Genomic DNA, 18,355 nt, shown 5'->3' on the forward strand with positions numbered 1-18,355 from the left:
GCCATGCTGCGGCGCCCTGATTGCCTCTAGTTGCCCGCAGCAACCAGACGTAAACTGGCCTTCGGTTCACATCGAGGCTCGGAGACAGCATGCTCTGGAAGGTACTGGTTCGCTTCCTTCGGCCGCATCAGCGGCTGCTGGTCGCCGTCGTCGTTTTTCAACTGGCGCAGTCGATCGCATCCCTGTACCTGCCAACCCTGAACGCCGACATCATCGATAACGGCGTCGCCGCCGGGGACACGGAATACATCCTTCGGATGGGCGGCCTGATGCTGCTGATCACGCTCCTGCAGATCGCCTGTGCCGTGGTCGCGGTGTACTTCGGTGCCAAGGCAGCCATGGGGATGGGCCGGGATGTCCGTGACGCGATCTTCAGCAGGGTGGGCGAATTCTCGGAGCAGGAAGTCACCCGGTTCGGCGCGCCGTCGCTGATTACCCGCTCCACCAACGACGTCCAACAGGTGCAGCAGTTGGTGCTGATGTCGTGCACGCTTATGGTCACTGCGCCGATGCTCAGTATCGGCGGCGTGATCATGGCGGTGCGCCAGGACGGCCAGTTGTCGTGGCTGATCGCCGTGTGCGTGCCGGTGCTGCTGGTTGCGGTGGGCCTGATCGTGTCGCGGATGGTGCCGCTGTTCCGCAAAATGCAGGTCCGGATCGACGCCGTCAACCGGGTCCTGCGAGAGCAGCTCACCGGCATCCGCGTGGTGCGGGCGTTCGTGCGCGAGAACATGGAAGTCTCCCGCTTCGGCAGGGCGAACGACGACGTCACGGACGTTGCGCTGCGGGCTGGCCGGTTGATGGCGCTCATGTTCCCTGTGGTCATGCTGGTGATGAACGTTTCCAGTGTGGCGGTGATCTGGTTCGGCTCGTTCCGCATCGAGGACGGCTCCATGCAAGTGGGAACCCTGATTGCGTTCCTGAGCTATCTCATGCAGATCCTCATGTCGGTCATGATGGCAACCTTCATGGCAGTCATGATCCCGCGCGCCTCCGTCTCCGCCGACCGCATCGGCGAGGTGCTGGAGACCGACTCCAGTGTCCGGCCGCCGTCGAACCCTGTTTCCCTCACGGGCCGCCGCCGCGGCCAATTGGAAATGCGCGACGTCGGATTCGCCTACCCGGGTGCCGAACGGCCCGTGCTGAGCGGTGTCACCTTCACCGCGTTGGCCGGGCAAACGACGGCGATCATTGGCAGCACGGGCGCCGGCAAAACCACGCTCGTCAATCTGATGCCCCGGCTCTTCGATGCCACCACCGGTTCTGTCCGGATGGACGGAGTAGATGTTCGTGACCTTCACCCGGATCTGCTGTGGGGCCACATCGGCTTGGTTCCACAGCGGCCGTACTTGTTCTCCGGCACTGTCCGCAGCAACCTTCATTACGGTAAGCCGGATGCCACAGAGGACGAACTATGGGAGGCGTTGCGGGTGGCCCAGGCCGATGATTTCGTGCGCGGGATGGAAGGCGGGCTCGATGCGGCCATCTCGCAGGGCGGCACCAACGTTTCAGGTGGGCAGCGGCAGCGGCTCGCGATAGCCCGGGCGCTGGTGAAACAGCCTGAGCTCTACATCTTCGACGATTCCTTCTCCTCCCTGGACACCGCCACGGATGCCCGGCTGCGCCAAGCGCTCAAACGGCACACGAACGGCGCCACCTTGGTGATCATCGCCCAGCGCGTGTCCAGCATCGCCGACGCGGACCGGATCCTGGTGCTCGACGACGGCAGGATCGTTGGGCAGGGAACGCACGAAGAGTTGCTGGAGACATCCGAAACGTACAGGGAGATCGTGTCGTCCCAGCTGGCAGCGGAGGAGGCAGCATGAGCGCTGTATCAGCCGGACCGCGCGGCCCCCAGCGTCCGGCGATGGGCCCCGGGCGGGGTGGACCGTTCGCGGGGATGAACGTGCCCGCCGAGAAAGCCTCCAACTTCAAAGGCTCGGCGCGCCGCCTCCTGGGGACCTTGCAACCGGAACGACTCTGGCTTGGCCTGGTCCTGGTGTTGGCCGTGGCAAGCGTTGCGCTGTCCGTGATCGGTCCGCGGCTCCTGGGCGAGGGGACCAACCTGATCTTCGCAGGCATCGTGTCCAAGCAGCTGCCCGCCGGCGTCTCCAAAGAACAGGTCATCGCGGGGCTTCGCGCCTCAGGGGAGAACAGCAAAGCGGACATGCTGGGCGCCATGACCCTGACACCCGGCGTCGGGATCGACTTTGGTGCGCTGTCCTCCGTGCTGTTGTGGGCGCTTGCGTTGTATGTCTTGTCCTCAGCATTCGGTTGGATGCAGGCGTACGTCCTTAACGGCGTCGTACAGCGGACCGTGTACCGCCTCCGCCAGCGCATCGAAGCCAAAATCCACCGTCTCCCGCTTCGCTACTTCGATTCCATCCAGCGCGGTGAGCTGCTCAGCCGGGTGACCAACGACGTCGACAACATCTCCCAAAGCCTCCAACAATCCATCAGCCAGGTAGTGTCCTCGCTGCTGACGGTGCTGGGCGTGCTGGTGATGATGTTCATCCTCTCGCCCCTGTTGGCGCTGATCGCCCTGGTCACCATCCCGCTGACGTTGGGCATCACCATGCTGATCGCCAAGCGCTCGCAGAAGCTCTTCGTCGCGCAGTGGAAGAACACGGGAGAGCTCAACGGGCAGATCGAGGAAACCTACACCGGGCACGCCTTGGTGAAGGTGTTCGGACGGCAGAACGAGGTGCAGGAGAAGTTCCGCGCCAAGAACGCCGAACTCTACCAAGCGAGCTTCGGTGCGCAGTTCGTCAGCGGTCTGATCATGCCTGCCATGACGTTCATCGGGAACCTCGTCTATGTGGGGATTGCCGTGGTGGGCGGCCTGCAGGTGGCTTCCGGGGCGATGCAGCTGGGCGATGTGCAGGCGTTCATCCAGTACTCACGGCAGTTCACCATGCCTCTGGCGCAGCTCGGGTCCATGGCGAACATGCTGCAATCCGGTGTTGCCTCGGCCGAGCGCGTGTTCGATCTACTCGATGAGGAGGAAGAATCGGCTGAACCTCCTGCCTCTGACACGGGGCCTGGTCGAGGCCGGCTCGTATTCGAGAACGTCTCCTTCAGCTACTCGCCGGACAAGCCGCTGATTACGGATCTCAGTTTGGTGGCCGAGCCCGGGCAGAGCATCGCCATTGTCGGGCCCACCGGGGCGGGCAAGACGACGCTGGTGAACCTCATGATGCGGTTCTACGAGCTCGACGGCGGCCGGATCACCTTGGACGGCGTGGACATCGCCACCATGTCCCGGCAGGAACTGCGCTCGCGGATGGGCATGGTCCTCCAGGACACGTGGCTGTTCGGTGGGACCATCCGGGACAACATTGCCTACGGCAAGCCGGATGCTTCCGAATCTGCCATTGTGGAAGCAGCCCAGGCCACCTATGTGGACCGCTTTGTCCGGTCCCTGCCCGAGGGCTACGACACCGTCCTCGACGACGAGGGCAGCAACGTGTCGGCCGGCGAAAAGCAGCTGCTGACCATTGCCCGGGCGTTCCTGTCCCGGCCATCGGTGTTGATCCTGGATGAGGCCACGAGCTCCGTCGATACCCGGACCGAGGTGTTGGTGCAGAAGGCCATGAACGCCCTGCGCTCGGACCGGACCAGCTTTGTGATTGCCCACCGGCTCTCCACCATCCGCGACGCCGACCTCATCCTGGTGATGGAGGCCGGGCAGATCGTGGAGCAGGGGACCCACTCGGAGCTGCTGGCTGCCGGCGGGGCCTACTCCAGGCTGTACGAAGCCCAGTTCGCGGCACCGGTGGCGGAGGTCTGAGGCAGGATTACTTTCGACGGCGGGCGGTTGCGTAGGAGGGTTCGCGCAGTCGCCTGGTCCAGCCGTAGGTCCCAGCCGTGGGCAGCGGATTCAGGACCGGGTCGAAGCGTTCGTGGGTGTCTTCTGCGTGATCGGCGACTCTGAGCGTCAAGGTTCCAAACCTTGTCCAAGACCCGAGGGGGCTTGCATGGTGGAGTTCCAACGTCCAGGCCGTTTCGCTAAGGAGTGATCGGAAGGCGCCCGGGTCCATGGGCAGTTTTTCCGGTCCTCCAATGGTCCGCGCGGCGATGAGGACTGGGCCCTTATTCGACTTGTAGGGCATCATGCTGGAGAAAACAGCGCCCGCCGCGTCGCGTCGGAGCCGGAGGATGAAACGGCCCAGCCCGGTGGGGCCGGTGGTGGCCAGCAACATGTCAGATCGTTTGCCCTCCGTGAAACGCACTGCGAGGCCAATGATGTCCGGGAAGGCGTCCGGTGGCCCGATGGATCGGGAGATCCGGGCATCGACTTGCGTGCTTCCTGAGGCATCCAGCCAGGGAATGCCTGAAGGTTGTCGTGTGCCCTTGTCCCTGTCAAGGGTGCCAACCAGCCGGATTCCCTTTGGGTGGATCGGCCTGTGGGGTCGTACAACCTTGATGGCTTTGAACATGGCGGCAAACGCCGTGCCGGCCAAGGCTTGTAGCCTGCTGCTTACTGTCTTCCTGCGTCTTGCGGTCTCCACCAGATCACCCTATGTGGCCCACGTGGAGAAAGACAGGCTCCTGATTAATACTGGGCGTGCCTTCACGACCTTCTTTGAGACCAAGTCGCTCCAAAATCAACCTTTTCGTGGTGATTTTGGACTTACAAGGCCTCAAAGCAGGTCGTGGCGGCACGGCACGCGGCACGCGGCCCCGAGCTAGGGCAACCGCGATGGCCGCAGCACGTTCGCATCGCCGGCCTTGGTGGGATCCAACGGCACCGGGCTGAGCAGAACGGCTGGCCCGCGATGCAGCAATCCGCCGGACACCGCCTGGCACCGGACACCACCCCGCCCCCGCATCGCCTTGTGCGCACCGGGAGCCAGCATCTGGTCCATCCAGGCGCAGGGGTGGGCCGGGCGCCCGGCCTTTAAGCGCACCATATCTCCACCGGACTCAAGGCCGAACTCGTGGCCCAGCAGGGGAGCGAGCTCCACTCCGCGCAGCACAACGTTCCGGCGGGTCAGAAGGGGATCGAAAGGCCCGGCTCCAAGCTCGGCGGCAATGGCTTCCAATGCCTCGATGGCGAAGAGCGTCACCGCGGCATCCATATGGGCGGCCTTGCCGAAGAACCTGTCCCCAACAATGCCTTTGCCGGCAACCAACTCAGCCTGATCGACGTCGTCCGTTGGAACGTCAGCCGCCCCCTCGCGCGCGCGGCCAAAGTACGCATGCCCCGGCGACACCAAAAGGTGCAGCACCTCGACGTCGTACCTGTACTCAGTCATGCTCCAACGCTAGCCCCTGTTGCCGCGCAGCGCAGGACCCATTGTCCCGCTATGTAAAGCGTGCTTTACTTTGCTCATGAGTAAAGCTTCCTTTACATCACGTCGGGCGCCTGCCCAGCACTACGTTTTGGCCGCCATCTTCGGCGCCGTCCTGACCATCGCGGTTGCGGTAGTGGTCGGAGCAACCAACCCGGGTGACTTTTGGCCCGCAGCAGGGATCGGCGCTCTGTGTTCGGCATACCCGGCCCTCTCGCTCGGGGTGCGGATCTTCGTCTCGAACAACACCGTCACCCGCGACTCCCACGGCGAGCAGAGCGTCGAGTTGCAATGGATGCGCGAGGCCGGCGCGGGGGCCTTCCTGGACGTCCTGGTGGCCACGATCGTTGCTGCGCTGGTGCTGGCCATCGGTCGTTTCCAGATTGACGCCCTCCCGGTGCTGCTGGGACTTGTTGCCCTCAGCGCCGCGGATGCCGGACTCCGCTACGTGACCATCCGCCGTCGAGCTCTTAAGTGAAGAACAACCTCGCCGAGCGTCGTGCCGGCCGCAACTGGACCCAGGCGGACCTGGCCGCCGCGCTCGGAGTGTCCCGGCAGACCGTCATCTCCATCGAGAAGGAGAAGTTCGACCCCTCCTTGCCTTTGGCCTTCCTCATCGCGCGAACCTTTGGCTGCGCCATCGAGGACATCTTCACTGCAGAGTGATCGGCCCGCACAGATACAGTGGGCACCGTGAACTTTGCTGAAGCGGCCGACGGCGCACAACTCGCGTGGACGTCTGAAGGCCAGGGCGAGCCGATGCTGCTCATCGCCGGACAGGCGACGGCCATGGACGGTTGGGGCCCGACGGCGGAGCTTCTGTCCCGCTCTTACCGCGTCATCCGCTTTGATCACCGGGGGATTGGCCTCAGCGGCAAGGGTGAAGCTGATCGCTACACCACGCGCTTGCTCGCACAAGATGCAGTGGCCGTCCTGAACGCAGCCGACGCGGATTCAGCACACGTGTACGGGCATTCGATGGGCGGGCGCATCGGGCAGTGGCTGGCGATCGATGAGCCCCGAAAAGTGCGGACTTTGTCCCTCGCGGCTACCAGTGGGGGAAAGTGGCCCGACACCTCGACCATGCCGCACAAGGCTGCCTTGGAAGCACTGGTAAGCGGCGACATGAGCCGTCTTGAACCTCTCTTCTTCGACGCCGCATGGGCCCGGAGCAACCCCGAAGCGACCCACACCTTCTTCAATTCCCGGGCTTCGGCGTGGGCCAAAGCGCGTCACTTCAAGGCCAGCCGCGAACACGATGCCTGGAGTGAGCTTGGCGCCATCCGGTCTCCGACGCTGATACTGCATGGCACCGAGGACAGGCTGACTCCTTTGCTTAACGCCCAGCTTCTCCGCGGGCACATCCCCGGCTCCGTGCTCGTCAGGGTTCCCGGCGCGGGGCATGGGCTGCACCTGGACCATCCCGAGACTGTCGAGTGGATCCGGCAGTTCATTGAACGCAGGAGCGGCTAGCCCGCCGCGCCAACGTGACGGACCAAGGCATCCACAATAGGCAGCTGCCCCTTGACGAGCTTGGTGCGGGCCACGGACTCTTCAAACCACTGGGCGTCGTCGATCTCCGGGAATTCCTTGATGGCGCCGGAGCCTTTGGGCCATTCCATCGGGAAAGTATTGCTGACAATCTCCTCAGGCTGAAAATCGTTGGCTTCAGCGGTGAAAGCGGTGATGAGCTTTCCTGAGGGCTGACGGAATGTGCCCAGCAAAACGTACTCGGTCGATGGGGGAGGAGTGCCGATTTCTTCGGTGAATTCACGACGCGCGGCAGTCAGCGCGTCTTCGTCGTCGGAAAATTCACCCTTGGGAATTGACCAGGCGTGCTGGTCCTTCCTGGCCCAAAAGGGCCCTCCCATATGGGCTATCCAGAGCTCCAATTGTTCTGTGCTGTTGCGGCGGTAAAGGATGATGCCTGCGCTGTGGATACTGATGGTGCCTCCCGGGCCAAATGCTGCCTGCACTTTCACAAGAACACCTCAAGGCTACGCCGATGGACCCCGCCGTTATCCAATCGATGTTAATTCCGGGATTTCGGGTGCCAATTTCGCTTCCGACAGGACTGCGGCTCCCTGATAATCGAGGAGTTGTACCTTCTTCGGGGGTGGAGGGTATTGCGGCCAGCGGGACCAGCCGCTGGCATTCTGGGCGCATCAGCAGGAGGAAACAGCTATGGCATTTGCAGTGAGGCTCCTTCCACGTGGGGGAAGAAGAATGATGGGGGTGGCCGTTGTTGCTGCGGTTGCCTTGTCGATGTTTGCGGGAACAGGTCCGTCGCACGCGGCGGACACAACGCCCATGGCCGATGATCCTGGCCCTGTGGGCAGTTTCGCGTGGAAAGGTTTCAATTGGCAGAAGCGGTTCTGGGGCGGGGCACCCATGTACAACGGCACGTGGGATCCGAACAATGTCAGCAATCCTGACGCGAATGGCTACGTGAAGCTGTCCATCAGCAATCCCACGGGATCGGCCCCAGTGGGCGCAGAATTCCAATCCACGCGTGAAGGTTTCGGCTACGGGACGTACAGCACCACGGTGGAAAAGGACGTCAGTGCGCTCCAAAAGGAAGCGGTGTGGGGCTGCCTGTTCACCTATGACCCCAACGCAACGCCCGGGTACACGGAGATCGACCTCTGTGAGGCCTCGGCGTGGGGCGGAGGTGGCGCCTATGGCGAGAGCTGGCCTGTGACGCAGGGACATGGGTACTGGTTCGATGCCAGCCTGCCTCCCGGGCAGGGCAACAACACGGTCAATTTCGACGTCACGAATGCACCGATCCTCACTCATCGAATGGTCTGGGAGCCGGGCAAGATCACCTTTGAGACGTTTGCGGGTGAAGGCTACAACGGGCCACTCCTGAAGAGGACCGTCCTGGAGGGCTCCACCGTTCCCACGCCCGCCAAGGAACAGATCCACTTCAACCTGTGGGTGACCGGCGGTGGCGGTGGAGACCCGGCCCATGTTGCGCCGGAGTCCGTCACTGTCAGGGACTTCTCCTTTGTCCCCGCCAACCAGCTCACCGGACCGACTCCCACCATCACCGGCAATGCCGCCGTCGGATCAACGCTCACGGCCGTCCCGGGCGCATGGCCTGCCGGAACCACTTTGGCGTATCAGTGGTTCAAGAACGGCACGGCTATTTCGGGGGCCACAGCTCCCACCCGGGTCCTGGCCGCTTCCGATCAAGGTGCCGCCCTGACCGTGCGGGTGACGGGAAGCCTGAGCGGCTATGCCTCGGCGACGAAGGAGTCCGCACCAACGGCGGCAGTGGTGGCGGGAACCTTGGTGGCTCCCACCCCCACTATCAGCGGTAACCTCACAGTGGGTTCAATGTTGACCGCCAACCCGGGAACGTGGACATCCGGGACCTCGCTGGCGTACCAGTGGTACCGCTCCGGCGCCCCCATTTCCGGGGCAACGTCCAAGAACTACAAACTTGTCGCGGCTGACCAAGCGGACACCATGAGTGTGAGGGTCACGGGATCCAAGGCCGGCTACACCACGGTGTCCAAGTTCTCGGCCAGCACGGCAATGGTTCCCTAGGACGCGGAAGGCAGGCTCTTGTCCGCCCGGACGGGAACGATCCTCTTAATCGCCAGTCCCAAAGCCAGCATGGCAAAGGCGGCCAGGGCGAACCAGAACAGATCGCCCGCTCCGGTCATCGCGAGCGTGCCTGATCCCATTCCGCCAGCGGCTGCTCCGGCAATGGGATTTACTGGGTTGTTGTACATCGGGAACTACCAAACTTTCTTACGGTTGAATGCTGCATCCAGGTACGCCTTGGCGTGGACGGCCTGGAGGAAGACGTCGATCACTGTTTCGTACATGGTCGCGGCCAGCAGCATGTACCTCCAGCCCCGGAAACGCACAGTGATGATGCGTTCCAGGATGAAGATGCCGGTGACTGCAACCCAGAAGGGCTGGAGGTTGAGCCCCATCCCTGAAATGAGTGCAAAGAGGATGGAACCAAAGTAGGCCAGCGTCACTACGACGCCGATCATTGAAAGGAACTGACGGCCCCAGTAGGGCCTGGTCACTTTGGTCCATCCGTATTGCACGCAGTTCTCCACCGCGCCCCGCTTCCACCGGAGCCGTTGTGCCCACAGTTCACGCCACGTGGGCATGACCTCCGTGACCAGCGTGCAGTTGGCCGGAGAGGCGATACGGTAGCCCAGTGTCAGCAGGGCGAAGGAGAGTTCGTTGTCCTCGGTAAGGACGGACGTGTCGTAGATGCCGCCGTTGCCGTTGCCGGGCGGCAGTGTGCCCTGGAGGCGGGCGGCAGCGACGTCGCGAAGTGTCTTGACGCGGAAGAGGGCAGCGGTGCCGGTCACCACCAGGCACTTGCCGTGGAGGCGCTTCACATCGCGGGCGTAGCGGGCGTATTCGTTTCGCTGGAGGTGACCGACGAAGCCGCCTCCGGGGCCGCCGCTGAAGACCCCGCCTACCGCGCCGAGCAATTCGTCCCTGAGGAGGTTTGCCTTGGCGTTCTCAATGAAGTCCAGAGCCAACTGGGAGTCGGCGTCCTGGACCAGGATCAGGTCTTCGGGATCGGCGTCGGGAAGCAGCCGGCTGAGGGCGAAATTGAGTGCCCCCGCTTTCTTGTCCTTGTTCCCGACGGTGCGGATGACCTCTGCCCCCTGAGCCAGTGCGAGCTCTTCGGTGTCATCCGTGCAGTTGTCGGCCACCACGATCACGCGATCAGGCCGGTGGCTCTGGTTGTTCAGGGAGACGAGGGTTTCGGTGATGCCGGCGGATTCGTTGTGGGCCGGAACCAGCACGGTGACTACGCCACCGGCTGCACGGTGGGTTCCCCGTGGCGCCACGGCTGGGTCCGGTGCATCAGTGTGGACTGTGTTGTCGGTGAGCATGGGGACCCCTCCGTTCCTGCGTTGATTGCGTTGTCTCATTTAGAGTTCCAACGCGAACGCAAGAAAGGGGCAGGCAAACCGTCAAGGAAAACTCAAGGTTTGCTCAGGACTTACCGGCAATCGAGTTCGTGGGAGTGGTGCGGGAACGGGGGAAAATTGCGGGTGGTTTCGCTGGCTTCCAGCGAACTCGCGCTTTAAACGCAAGAGGACGACGGCGGGAGGTCCCGGCGTCGTCCTCTTGCGTTTGTTTCGAGCTGCTTAGCGGCTCAGGGCAACCGTGAAGGTTTTCGGTCCGCTGAGGGTCACGGCGATTCCGCAGTTTTCAGCGGCAGCGCGGTGGGAGAGGGACTGGATGGCGGCATCGATGGTGTGGTCGATGGCCGACTTGTCCCAGATTTTCAGCGTGATGGAGTCAGTATGTGTCGTCATTGTCAGTACTTTCACTCAGGCCGTTGACAGCCCCAAGCCTCTTCGCCCGGGGCCGCATCCTCGTCGGTGAGGATTGCTGATTCAGCTTGTATGGGAACGGATTCCCTCATTCATGGTTCATGCTGCCCACCCCGAAAAACAAGCCAAACGGCCCAAGTGTGACCGATTACACGTTCCTCATTACTCCGTGTAACCGGTGGCGGCACTGCGCTCGCGCCACCGCTCAACCTCGGCCCGCATGGCTTCCTCCACGGCGTTGTAGGCGTAAACAGCGTCGGCTCCCAGCAGCAGGAATGCCGGTGTTTCGTCGGCGTCGACGGCACTGATGATCAGTTGCGCGGCCTTGTCCGGATCACCTGGTTGGGTGCCGTGGACGGTGTCGTTTTCCTTGCGGCGCTTGCCCGCGGTTTCGGCGTAGTCGTCGATGGCTTCGGCTGACTGTGTCAGGGACCGGCCTGCGAAGTCGGTCCGGAAACCACCCGGTTCCACGGCCGTCACGGTGATCCCCAGGGGTGCCAGTTCCTTCTGCAGGGAGCCCGAGATGCCTTCCAGTGCAGCCTTCGTAGCCGAGTAGTACCCCGAACCGGGAGGGCAGATCCGCGCCCCGATGGAGGAGATGTTCACGATCGCACCGGAACGGCGGGAACGCATGCCGGGCAGGACGGCCTTGATCATGGCGACGGGACCGAAAACGTTGGTGTCGAACAAGGCCCGGACATCGGCGTCGTCGCCCTCTTCAACAGCAGCGCGGTAACCGTACCCGGCGTTGTTGACCAGGACGTCAACGACGCCAAAGCGTTCCTCCGCCTGCTTCACGGCCGCGTCCACCTGGGACTGGTTGGTGACATCGAGCGCTACGGCGAGTGCCGTCGTCGGGAACTCCGTGGCGAGGTCCTGCAGGGATTCAGTGTTGCGGGCGGTGACGACGGCGTTATCGCCTTTCGCGAGGACCGCTTGGGCCAGTGCGCGGCCAAGTCCCGTGGAGCAGCCAGTGATGAGCCAGGTAGTCATGTGGTTCCTTTCATGGTTGACCTATCCAACTGAACGCTACTCCCCACGGCTGAGGGAGTGCCTGCGTTAACAGGTACTGACAGGGCCACTGTGAAGATCAGCCCACGTGGACCCACGGGCGCCGGCTCACGTCCGGTTCTGCTTCCCGCAGGACTTCACGGGTGACTGGGGCGATCTCGCCCTCGCCCAGGAACAGGAAACGCAGCAGGTTGGTGATCGGGTTGCCTTCGGTCCAGCGGAAATAGATGTGGGGCATCAGGCCTGTGACATCGCGGATATGGAGCAGCACGGAGGCAATGGTGTTCGCCACCACCGGACCGTGGACCTCCAAGATCCGGTAGCCGTGGCGTTCGATGCCCTTGACGTAGAGCTCTGTCTCGAAATCGGAGGTGTCGTCCAGCACCACTTCCAGGAACATACCGTGATAGTTGAGGGGGAGGTGGCTGACCTCGATGGCCGAGACCAGCTTCTCCCGGTACGCCTCGGCCGTGAGCCTGCGGGGCTCGTGGGCGATGAGCCGGATGGGACCTGAGTCGTCGTCGAGGATGAATTCGAGGGCGTTGCGGTCCATGTGGACATGCGTGGCGTGCAACTCAAAGGACCTCCGCACCCGGGACAGCAGGGAAATGCCGATGATTCCCGCGATGAAGACGGCCGCGATCCGGATGCCTTCCGGGCGCTCCACGATGTTCGCCACCGTGGTGTAGACGAAGACCGTGGCTATGGCACCGAAGGCAATGGTCCGCTTGCGTTGATGACCACGGCGGCTGGACAGTGTCACTGCCACGGCGGCTGAGGTCATGAGCACCAGGACGCCGGTGGCGTACGCACCGCCCTGGGCGTCGACGTCGGCATTGAAGACCACGGTGATGAAGAACCCCACCAGCGTGAAGACGAGAACCAGCGGCCTGACTGCCTTGGCCCAGTCGGGAGCCATGCCGTAACGGGGGAGGTAGCGCGGGACGAGGTTGAGCAGGCCGGCCATGGCGGAGGCCCCGGCGAACCACAGGATGGCGATGGTGCTGATGTCGTACATGGTTCCGAAGCCGAGGCCCAAGTACTCGTGGGCCAGGTATGCCAAGGCTCGACCGTTTGCCTGGCCGCCCGTTTCGAACTCGCGCTCCGGGATCAGGACCACCGTGGTGAAGCTGGACGTGATGAGGAAGGAACTCATGATCAAGGCTGCTGTGGTCAGCATCCGCCGCGTACCCCGGATGCGGCCTGTGGGCTTGGCCTCGGTGTCTTCCGGATCGCCTTGGACCTGCGGCATCACGGCAACGCCGGTTTCGAAGCCCGAGAGGCCGAGCGCGAGCTTAGGGAAAACAATGCACGCGATCGCTATGGCCATGATCGGGTTGCCGTGCGAGGTCCACAGCAGCTGCCACCAATTCCCCACCGCGGTGGGATGGGTGAGCACTTCCACCACCGTGGTGGCGACGACCACCACGTTCAGCCCGAGGTAGAGGACCACCAGGACAACGGCGACACCGATCGCTTCCTTGAACCCGCGCAGGAACACCGCCGCCAAGAGAGCCAAGAGGAACAAGGTCACCAGCACGTTCTGGCCTTGCAACCAGCCGGGCATGACCGGGTTTTGGATGAGGTGGGCTGTGGCATCGGCAGCGGACAGGGTCATGGTGATCATGAAATCCGTGGCTGCGAAGCCCAGGAGCACCAGGACCAGGAGCTTGCCGCCCCAGCGGGGGAGCAGCCGCTCCAGCATGGCAATGGAACCCTCGCCCCGGGGGCTCTCGCCAGCCACCCTCCGGTACACAGGCAGTGCACCGAGCAGGGTCACGGCAACCAGGACGATGGTGGCCAACGGCGAGATCACCCCTGCTGCCAGCGCAGCGATGGCCGGCTGGTAACCCAATGTGGAGAAGTAGTCCACACCCGTCAGGCACATGACCTGCCACCAGTGGTGCTTCTTTTCATGGGCCGCGCTGACGCCGCCTGGCCCGGGGTGTCGCCCTTTGTTGTCCTGCAGGCCGAACAGAAGCCAGGTCCGGAACGATGTCCAGCCCTTGGGCCCCTGCGCTGACGGGTCTGCCGGGGGCCTGCTTAACGTGGTCATGGGTTTCCTCCCAGCCCTACGCTCATTCAATCTGAGCTGAACATAGCACCGCTAAGGATGCTTGGTACCGGACCGGGAGGATTCTTGATGAGTCCTTAACGCGGCAGGGAAACTGGAGGTCCGGCGCGCCCTCTCTCACATAACCCCGGCTTCCGGCCGACCCTCTCTCACGTGGTGATAGAGGGTCGACGGGAAAGGGGTGGTATGTGAGAAAGCATTCGAGTGAGGCCGGGCTTGTCAGTGCTGGCCGAGCGAACCACCCAGGGGCGGCACGGCACCCGGTCCCCGTCGGCCTTCCGGTCCGGTGGCGTCCTCAGACGTGTCCCCTTCGAAGACTCCGGCACCTGATTCGTCCTGGTCCGAGCGCTCGGCCGCACTGCGGGTGTCGCTCTCAGCCGTGCCGTCCGAGTCGCCCTCAAGGTCATCGGCCAAGCCATTGGTCTGGTCGAAGGGGTGGGTGATCGGATCCAGGGTGTCTTCGCTTGCGGTGGTGCGTTCCGTATCTTTCTCGGTCACGGTGTCCTCCTCGCTGGCTCCAAATTCATCAGTAAACTTACAATATCCGCTATTGGGGCCGCGGACCAGAGGCTTGGCGCGCCGACCGCCGTCGAACGTCCATGCGTACCTTCCCGACCCTCTTTCGGGAGGCGTCGCGGGAAAATTACCCCATATCGGTTGCTTATCGCTTCACGGCGCGGCAAAGCAGGTGGGGAAGGTACGGGACTTACGACGCCGGGACGGCAGCGCTGCTGCGGGCGTATCGTTAAAGCCCCGGCCGTCTCTCGAAACGGACCAGTGTCATGGCGCGAATCATCATCATGGGCCCTCCGGGTTCCGGCAAAGGCACTCAGGCGGTCCACATCGCCAAGCATTTCGGCGTCCCGGCCATCTCAACGGGGGACCTGTTCCGCGCCCACGCCCGGGAGAGGACCGGACTCGGTTTGGAAGCGGGCGCCTACATGGACCGCGGGGAGTTCGTGCCGGACCACGTCACCACCAACATGCTCAAACAGCGGCTCGAGGAAGTCGACGCGGCCAATGGCTTCCTGCTGGACGGCTATCCGCGGACGGTGATGCAGATCGGGGCCTTGGACGAGTTGCTGGCCATGAGGGGACAGGCTCTGGGAGTCGTCCTTGCGCTCACTGTGCCGGATGATGAATTGGTGGCCCGTATGCTGCTTCGTGCAAAGGAACAGGGGCGCCGCGACGATACCGAGGATGTGATTCAACGCCGTTTGGAGTTGTATCGGGATGAGACCCAGTCTGTGCTGTCGGCCTACCAGCAGCGCGGGATCCTGCTCACTGTTGATGGATCGGGCGAGCGTGAGGACATCACGACCGCCGCCATTGCCGCCGTCGAAAAGGTGTTGGCGCCCTAGCCTGTTGCCGCTGGAAGTTCAGCTCCGAGCACGCGAAGGTAGGCCGCGAAGCCCTCTGGTGCGCGGGCGTGAGTGCGCCCGGACGTCAGGACGCGGGTAGTATCCGTAGCAACCACGCTGAATCCATGGCTACGAAGACGTTCCACCAGGACACGGTCCTCGTGCGCCCGAAGTTTGGGAAATCCGCCCGCCGCCAGGTACGCGGAGCCCCGGACTCCCAGGTTCGCGCCGTATATGTGCTGGTGGTCCTCGCGGAACGGGTGCAGTTCCAACCATCGCCCCAACAGTGATGGGTCGAGGTCGTCCGGGTCAGGTTCCACGGAGCCCAGGATGGCATCGGCTCCATCGTTGGCAAGCTCCACTTGGCGGGTCAGCCAGTTCGCCGGAACTGTGGAGTCGGCGTCGGTATTCGCGAGCCAAAGTGCCTGCAGCGAACCGGGCTGAGCCGGGTTCAGCTGAGCCTGGTGCAGCGACGCCAATGCTGCGCGGATGCCCTGGCGCCGGCTGGACCCCGTGCTGCGGAGCGCAACGTTCATCGAACTGAACCGGGGATCGCCTGCCACGTAGGCGGCCGTGATGTCCGCCGAGCGGTCAGTGCAGCTGTCCAGGACGACGGTGACGGCGACTTGAATCTCCGGCCGCGCCTGCTGCAGAGCGTCCGCTGCCGTTCCGAGCGCAGCCAGCGCTTGGCCGATGTGCTTGTCCTCGTTGTGGGCGGGCATCACCACAGTCACCTGCCGGATGCCCTGCGCTGCCGGAGTTGTCATGTCGCCGTGTCCGGAGCGACGAGGACCTCCAGGATGAAGTCTTTCTCCCGGTACAGCCCGTGCGTCGGCCACTGAAGAGTGGTCCGGGCCATAGCGTGCACCGCCTCCGCGTCGAGCTGCCAGCCGGAGATCGGGTGCCGCCAATGGCACAGAAGCAGCGTGCCTCCGGGCCGGGTGGAGGTCTGGATCCGTGCAAGGAGTTCGTTGAGTTCGTCCGGTGAGAGGTAGTAACCGGTCTCGGACAACACCACCAGATCGAAGGTACCCTCAGGCCACTCATGTGGCACGGTGACATGGCGGAACCCGGCCGAAGAGTGTGCGGGAAGGCGTTTGCGGGCTTCTTCCAGGGCCGTGCTGCTGGCATCGACGCCGAGGAAAGTCCGGCAGCGTTCCGCGAGCTCCTGGCTCAGTGTGCCGATGGAACAGCCCAGTTCCAAGCCCGATTCATAGGATTCCTCGGGCAAGGCAGCCAGGGTCAGCGCCCGCTTCCGCCGTTCGTACCAGCTGGTGGTGTAGCTCCAGGGGTCTGCCTCCCTGGAGTGGACCTCGTCGAAAATCCGTTCCGCATCCTTGGCGCTGTTGTTGCCAGCCGTGGAAGGGTGCCACACGAAGGTCTCCCACGACCTGCCGAAGTGCTCCAGGAAGCTGCTTAAAAGCAGGGTCTCATCGCCGGGCTCTGCGGACAGGGGTTCCGTTTGTGAGGCGTGGGCGCGCATGGCGTTGGCCTTGGCCTCCTGCTCCGCGGCCGAGAGCGGTACCCGGACCCACTCACGCCACGATCCTTCGTCCGGGCCCGCCCACAGCCAGTACCAGATGGGGTATTCCAGCAAGCCGTGGCCGCCGGTTGTGGCGACCTCCGCAGCCGTCGAGCCAAGGGTGTCGTGGTCGGTGTGTCCGTCCGAACGGTAGGGGGCAATGATGGCCACGTTTTCCGCCGGCCGCCCTGATGATGAAATGACCTCCCGCACCGCGGCCGAGATCCGGTCCGCGTTGGCTGCCAGTTGTCCGTCCGGCAGTTCCAAAAACCGCCAGTCCGCGCTGGGAGCCAGCCCGGACACAGCCGCGTCGAACTCTGTGAGCCTGAGAGCGGCAAGCTGCTCCGCCGTCGTCGTGGGCGATTCCGGGTGCGACGCCTCCCCGGCAGTGCAGAGCACGAACCTCACGTCCGCGCCCGCAGCGTGCAGTTTGGCGACCAAGCCGCCCGCGCCGAGGGTTTCATCGTCCGGATGCGCCGCGAGCACTACGAACGTCATGCCCGCGAGTTCGTCATGGTCCAAGGCGAGCTCGGGGAGGGCGGCGACGCCGCTGCGCGCCCAATCGGCCTCGGACGTGCCGGTATCGGCGTGCGTAAAGGTCACCAACTGCGGTCCCCCTTCAGTGTCAGGCCGCCCAGCTGGGCATCGTCGCGCATCGCATGGTGCTGCCGGATGTACAAGGACAGGTCCGCCATGCGCTTTCCGTAAGCCTCATCGAACGCCAGCGGGCCGGGGCCCAGGTTTTGCGTCACCAAGTTTTGGACGCGCTCGACGGCGGCCGCTACAGTTCCGCGGACACGCAGGGCATCGCTCCAGGGGCTTGGGTTGTCCCGGCTGGCGTCGTCCGGATCGGCCTCGGCGTCGAGCTCGACGGCGTACGCCTCGCCGGCGTCGATGCGTTCGGCCGTCTGGGCGAGGTAGCCGATGACTCCGCTGATGGTGCGGTCGATGTCTCCCAAAGCGGCCAACGCAATCTGGTCCGGTTCGCGGCCGTTGGCCGCGGCCTTTGTTAGGGCCGCGGCGAAGTCCCTTGCTACTGCGACAGCGCCGCCCAGCCAGCAGGCGGCCACGCCCATGCCACCCCATGCGAATCCGGGGCGCTTGAAGTACCAGTCATCGCCGCCGACGGGGATGGCCGGAACGTTGTCGAAGTGAACTGTGCCGCTGGGGATTTCCTGCAGGCCGCGGCTTGTCCAGGCAGGGGTCTCTGCCGTCACGCCAAGGTCCTTCAGGTTCACCGCGAACGCGGCCCGTGCGCCGTTGTCCGGAAGGTGCGCTGTGATGACGGCGCCGTCCAAGTACTGGGCCAGCGAGCACCACGGTTTGGAGCCGCTGAGGACGAAGCTGCCGTTGGCGGTCCGCTTGGCTTCGAGTTTCATCCCCGGCCCCTCGGCGGCGAAGACTCCCCAAGCACCCGTGGTGTCGGTTTCGACGCCGGACTGGGACAGGATCGCGAGGGCATCCAAGTGGGGCTCAAGGACCCGCCCCGCGGCCACATCCACTGCCGTTACTGAGGCGAGGAGTTCCCATAGCTTGGCCGTGTTGCCTTCACCGGGCAGGGGGGCCGTCTGCCCAATGTCCTTTGCGATAGCCAGCAGGGCCGGGACATCGCCCACCGCGGCGTGCACCTGGTGGAGCAACGGCTCCAGCGCTTGGAGCTGTACGGGGACCGAACTGATGCGTACGGGCTGGGGGTCGGGTGCGCTCATGGACCCAGCCTATTCTAAGGACCCTTAGTTTAGCTGCGGGCGGAAAAGGAACGACGG

19 protein-coding genes are annotated in these 18,355 nt (G+C 63.9%); 7 read left to right on the forward strand and 12 right to left on the reverse strand.

Annotated elements, in window-relative coordinates:
* The first annotated feature begins 89 nt into the window (after positions 1 to 89).
* A complete protein-coding gene (locus PQ627_RS08850) occupies positions 90 to 1,826 on the forward strand; it encodes an ABC transporter ATP-binding protein (RefSeq protein ID WP_274260163.1) in 1,737 nt (578 codons plus the stop codon).
* Positions 1,823 to 3,790: an ABC transporter ATP-binding protein gene (locus tag PQ627_RS08855; protein WP_274260164.1), complete on the forward strand. Its 1,968-nt coding sequence runs from the start codon at positions 1,823 to 1,825 to the stop codon at positions 3,788 to 3,790. Before PQ627_RS08850 ends, PQ627_RS08855 begins: the two co-directional genes overlap by 4 nt.
* Before the next feature lie 7 nt (positions 3,791 to 3,797).
* Here PQ627_RS08855 and PQ627_RS08860 read toward each other — a convergent pair whose 3' ends face one another.
* A complete protein-coding gene (locus tag PQ627_RS08860; RefSeq protein ID WP_274260167.1) occupies positions 3,798 to 4,511 on the reverse strand; it encodes a hypothetical protein in 714 nt (237 codons plus the stop codon).
* A 177-nt stretch (positions 4,512 to 4,688) separates the two neighbouring features.
* Positions 4,689 to 5,258, reverse strand: coding sequence for an MOSC domain-containing protein (locus tag PQ627_RS08865; protein WP_274260169.1), 570 nt, complete (start codon positions 5,256 to 5,258; stop codon positions 4,689 to 4,691).
* Between the two features lie 76 nt (positions 5,259 to 5,334).
* Between PQ627_RS08865 and PQ627_RS08870 the strand changes: the two genes are divergently transcribed.
* From PQ627_RS08870 to PQ627_RS08880, 3 genes are read left to right on the forward strand one after another with little or no spacing between them, the layout of a single operon-like run.
* A complete protein-coding gene (locus PQ627_RS08870; protein WP_274260170.1) occupies positions 5,335 to 5,772 on the forward strand; it encodes a hypothetical protein in 438 nt (145 codons plus the stop codon).
* Positions 5,769 to 5,960: a helix-turn-helix transcriptional regulator gene (locus tag PQ627_RS08875; RefSeq protein WP_274260172.1), complete on the forward strand. Its 192-nt coding sequence runs from the start codon at positions 5,769 to 5,771 to the stop codon at positions 5,958 to 5,960. Before PQ627_RS08870 ends, PQ627_RS08875 begins: the two co-directional genes overlap by 4 nt.
* Before the next feature lie 27 nt (positions 5,961 to 5,987).
* Positions 5,988 to 6,767 (forward strand): alpha/beta fold hydrolase, encoded by a 780-nt coding sequence (locus PQ627_RS08880; RefSeq protein ID WP_274260174.1) that lies wholly within the window; start codon positions 5,988 to 5,990, stop codon positions 6,765 to 6,767.
* Here PQ627_RS08880 and PQ627_RS08885 read toward each other — a convergent pair.
* Positions 6,764 to 7,240 (reverse strand): NUDIX domain-containing protein, encoded by a 477-nt coding sequence (locus PQ627_RS08885; protein WP_274260228.1) that lies wholly within the window; start codon positions 7,238 to 7,240, stop codon positions 6,764 to 6,766. The two genes, PQ627_RS08880 and PQ627_RS08885, sit on opposite strands and share 4 nt — an antisense overlap.
* Positions 7,241 to 7,523: 283 nt before the next feature.
* Between PQ627_RS08885 and PQ627_RS08890 the strand changes: the two genes are divergently transcribed.
* A complete protein-coding gene (locus PQ627_RS08890) occupies positions 7,524 to 8,849 on the forward strand; it encodes a hypothetical protein (RefSeq protein ID WP_274260230.1) in 1,326 nt (441 codons plus the stop codon).
* On the opposite strand, the gene PQ627_RS08895 is transcribed toward PQ627_RS08890, so the two are convergent.
* The 6 genes from PQ627_RS08895 to PQ627_RS08920 all read right to left on the reverse strand — a co-directional run bounded on the left by PQ627_RS08895 (position 8,846) and on the right by PQ627_RS08920 (position 14,204).
* Positions 8,846 to 9,037 carry a hypothetical protein gene (locus PQ627_RS08895; protein ID WP_144661332.1) on the reverse strand — a complete coding sequence of 64 codons (192 nt, stop codon included), beginning with the start codon at positions 9,035 to 9,037 and terminating at the stop codon, positions 8,846 to 8,848. The genes PQ627_RS08890 and PQ627_RS08895 overlap by 4 nt on opposite strands.
* 6 nt (positions 9,038 to 9,043) lie before the next feature.
* Positions 9,044 to 10,174 carry a glycosyltransferase gene (locus tag PQ627_RS08900; RefSeq protein ID WP_144661333.1) on the reverse strand — a complete coding sequence of 377 codons (1,131 nt, stop codon included), beginning with the start codon at positions 10,172 to 10,174 and terminating at the stop codon, positions 9,044 to 9,046.
* A gap of 258 nt (positions 10,175 to 10,432) precedes the next feature.
* Positions 10,433 to 10,603, reverse strand: a complete 171-nt coding sequence (locus PQ627_RS08905; protein ID WP_186313584.1) for a hypothetical protein — start codon at positions 10,601 to 10,603, stop codon at positions 10,433 to 10,435.
* A gap of 180 nt (positions 10,604 to 10,783) precedes the next feature.
* Positions 10,784 to 11,614 carry an oxidoreductase gene (locus PQ627_RS08910; RefSeq protein WP_274260180.1) on the reverse strand — a complete coding sequence of 277 codons (831 nt, stop codon included), beginning with the start codon at positions 11,612 to 11,614 and terminating at the stop codon, positions 10,784 to 10,786.
* 97 nt (positions 11,615 to 11,711) lie between these two features.
* Positions 11,712 to 13,688 (reverse strand): amino acid transporter, encoded by a 1,977-nt coding sequence (locus PQ627_RS08915; RefSeq protein ID WP_274260181.1) that lies wholly within the window; start codon positions 13,686 to 13,688, stop codon positions 11,712 to 11,714.
* 237 nt (positions 13,689 to 13,925) lie between these two features.
* Positions 13,926 to 14,204, reverse strand: a complete 279-nt coding sequence (locus tag PQ627_RS08920) for a hypothetical protein (protein WP_274260182.1) — start codon at positions 14,202 to 14,204, stop codon at positions 13,926 to 13,928.
* 284 nt (positions 14,205 to 14,488) lie between these two features.
* On the opposite strand from PQ627_RS08920, the gene PQ627_RS08925 reads away from it, so the two are divergent.
* Entirely contained in the window at positions 14,489 to 15,067 is a 579-nt protein-coding gene (locus tag PQ627_RS08925; protein WP_274260183.1) for an adenylate kinase, read from the forward strand.
* Here PQ627_RS08925 and PQ627_RS08930 read toward each other — a convergent pair.
* Genes PQ627_RS08930 through PQ627_RS08940 form a run of 3 tightly spaced genes read right to left on the reverse strand, consistent with a single transcriptional unit; the run spans position 15,064 to position 18,298 of the window.
* Positions 15,064 to 15,834, reverse strand: coding sequence for a glycosyltransferase (locus tag PQ627_RS08930; RefSeq protein WP_274260184.1), 771 nt, complete (start codon positions 15,832 to 15,834; stop codon positions 15,064 to 15,066). The two genes, PQ627_RS08925 and PQ627_RS08930, sit on opposite strands and share 4 nt — an antisense overlap.
* Positions 15,831 to 17,195: a bifunctional PIG-L family deacetylase/class I SAM-dependent methyltransferase gene (locus PQ627_RS08935; RefSeq protein ID WP_274260185.1), complete on the reverse strand. Its 1,365-nt coding sequence runs from the start codon at positions 17,193 to 17,195 to the stop codon at positions 15,831 to 15,833. The genes PQ627_RS08930 and PQ627_RS08935 overlap by 4 nt, the downstream gene beginning before the upstream one ends.
* Positions 17,189 to 18,298 carry an acyl-CoA dehydrogenase family protein gene (locus PQ627_RS08940; RefSeq protein ID WP_274260186.1) on the reverse strand — a complete coding sequence of 370 codons (1,110 nt, stop codon included), beginning with the start codon at positions 18,296 to 18,298 and terminating at the stop codon, positions 17,189 to 17,191. Before PQ627_RS08940 ends, PQ627_RS08935 begins: the two co-directional genes overlap by 7 nt.
* Positions 18,299 to 18,355 lie beyond the last annotated feature (57 nt).

This window comes from Paenarthrobacter sp. AB444 (assembly GCF_028736865.1).
Lineage (GTDB): Bacteria > Actinomycetota > Actinomycetes > Actinomycetales > Micrococcaceae > Arthrobacter > Arthrobacter nicotinovorans_B.

What these genes read in the sequence shown, in the direction of transcription:
- PQ627_RS08895 (WP_144661332.1), bottom strand. Translation starts at nt 9,037, where the DNA reads ATGTACAACAACCCAGTAAATCCCATTGCCGGAGCAGCCGCTGGCGGA.
- PQ627_RS08910 (WP_274260180.1), bottom strand. Translation starts at nt 11,614, where the DNA reads ATGACTACCTGGCTCATCACTGGCTGCTCCACGGGACTTGGCCGCGCA.
- PQ627_RS08915 (WP_274260181.1), bottom strand. Translation starts at nt 13,688, where the DNA reads ATGACCACGTTAAGCAGGCCCCCGGCAGACCCGTCAGCGCAGGGGCCC.
- PQ627_RS08870 (WP_274260170.1), top strand. Translation starts at nt 5,335, where the DNA reads ATGAGTAAAGCTTCCTTTACATCACGTCGGGCGCCTGCCCAGCACTAC.
- PQ627_RS08865 (WP_274260169.1), bottom strand. Translation starts at nt 5,258, where the DNA reads ATGACTGAGTACAGGTACGACGTCGAGGTGCTGCACCTTTTGGTGTCG.
- PQ627_RS08940 (WP_274260186.1), bottom strand. Translation starts at nt 18,298, where the DNA reads ATGAGCGCACCCGACCCCCAGCCCGTACGCATCAGTTCGGTCCCCGTA.
- PQ627_RS08905 (WP_186313584.1), bottom strand. Translation starts at nt 10,603, where the DNA reads ATGACGACACATACTGACTCCATCACGCTGAAAATCTGGGACAAGTCG.
- PQ627_RS08850 (WP_274260163.1), top strand. Translation starts at nt 90, where the DNA reads ATGCTCTGGAAGGTACTGGTTCGCTTCCTTCGGCCGCATCAGCGGCTG.
- PQ627_RS08900 (WP_144661333.1), bottom strand. Translation starts at nt 10,174, where the DNA reads ATGCTCACCGACAACACAGTCCACACTGATGCACCGGACCCAGCCGTG.
- PQ627_RS08930 (WP_274260184.1), bottom strand. Translation starts at nt 15,834, where the DNA reads ATGACAACTCCGGCAGCGCAGGGCATCCGGCAGGTGACTGTGGTGATG.
- PQ627_RS08890 (WP_274260230.1), top strand. Translation starts at nt 7,524, where the DNA reads ATGGGGGTGGCCGTTGTTGCTGCGGTTGCCTTGTCGATGTTTGCGGGA.
- PQ627_RS08925 (WP_274260183.1), top strand. Translation starts at nt 14,489, where the DNA reads ATGGCGCGAATCATCATCATGGGCCCTCCGGGTTCCGGCAAAGGCACT.
- PQ627_RS08855 (WP_274260164.1), top strand. Translation starts at nt 1,823, where the DNA reads ATGAGCGCTGTATCAGCCGGACCGCGCGGCCCCCAGCGTCCGGCGATG.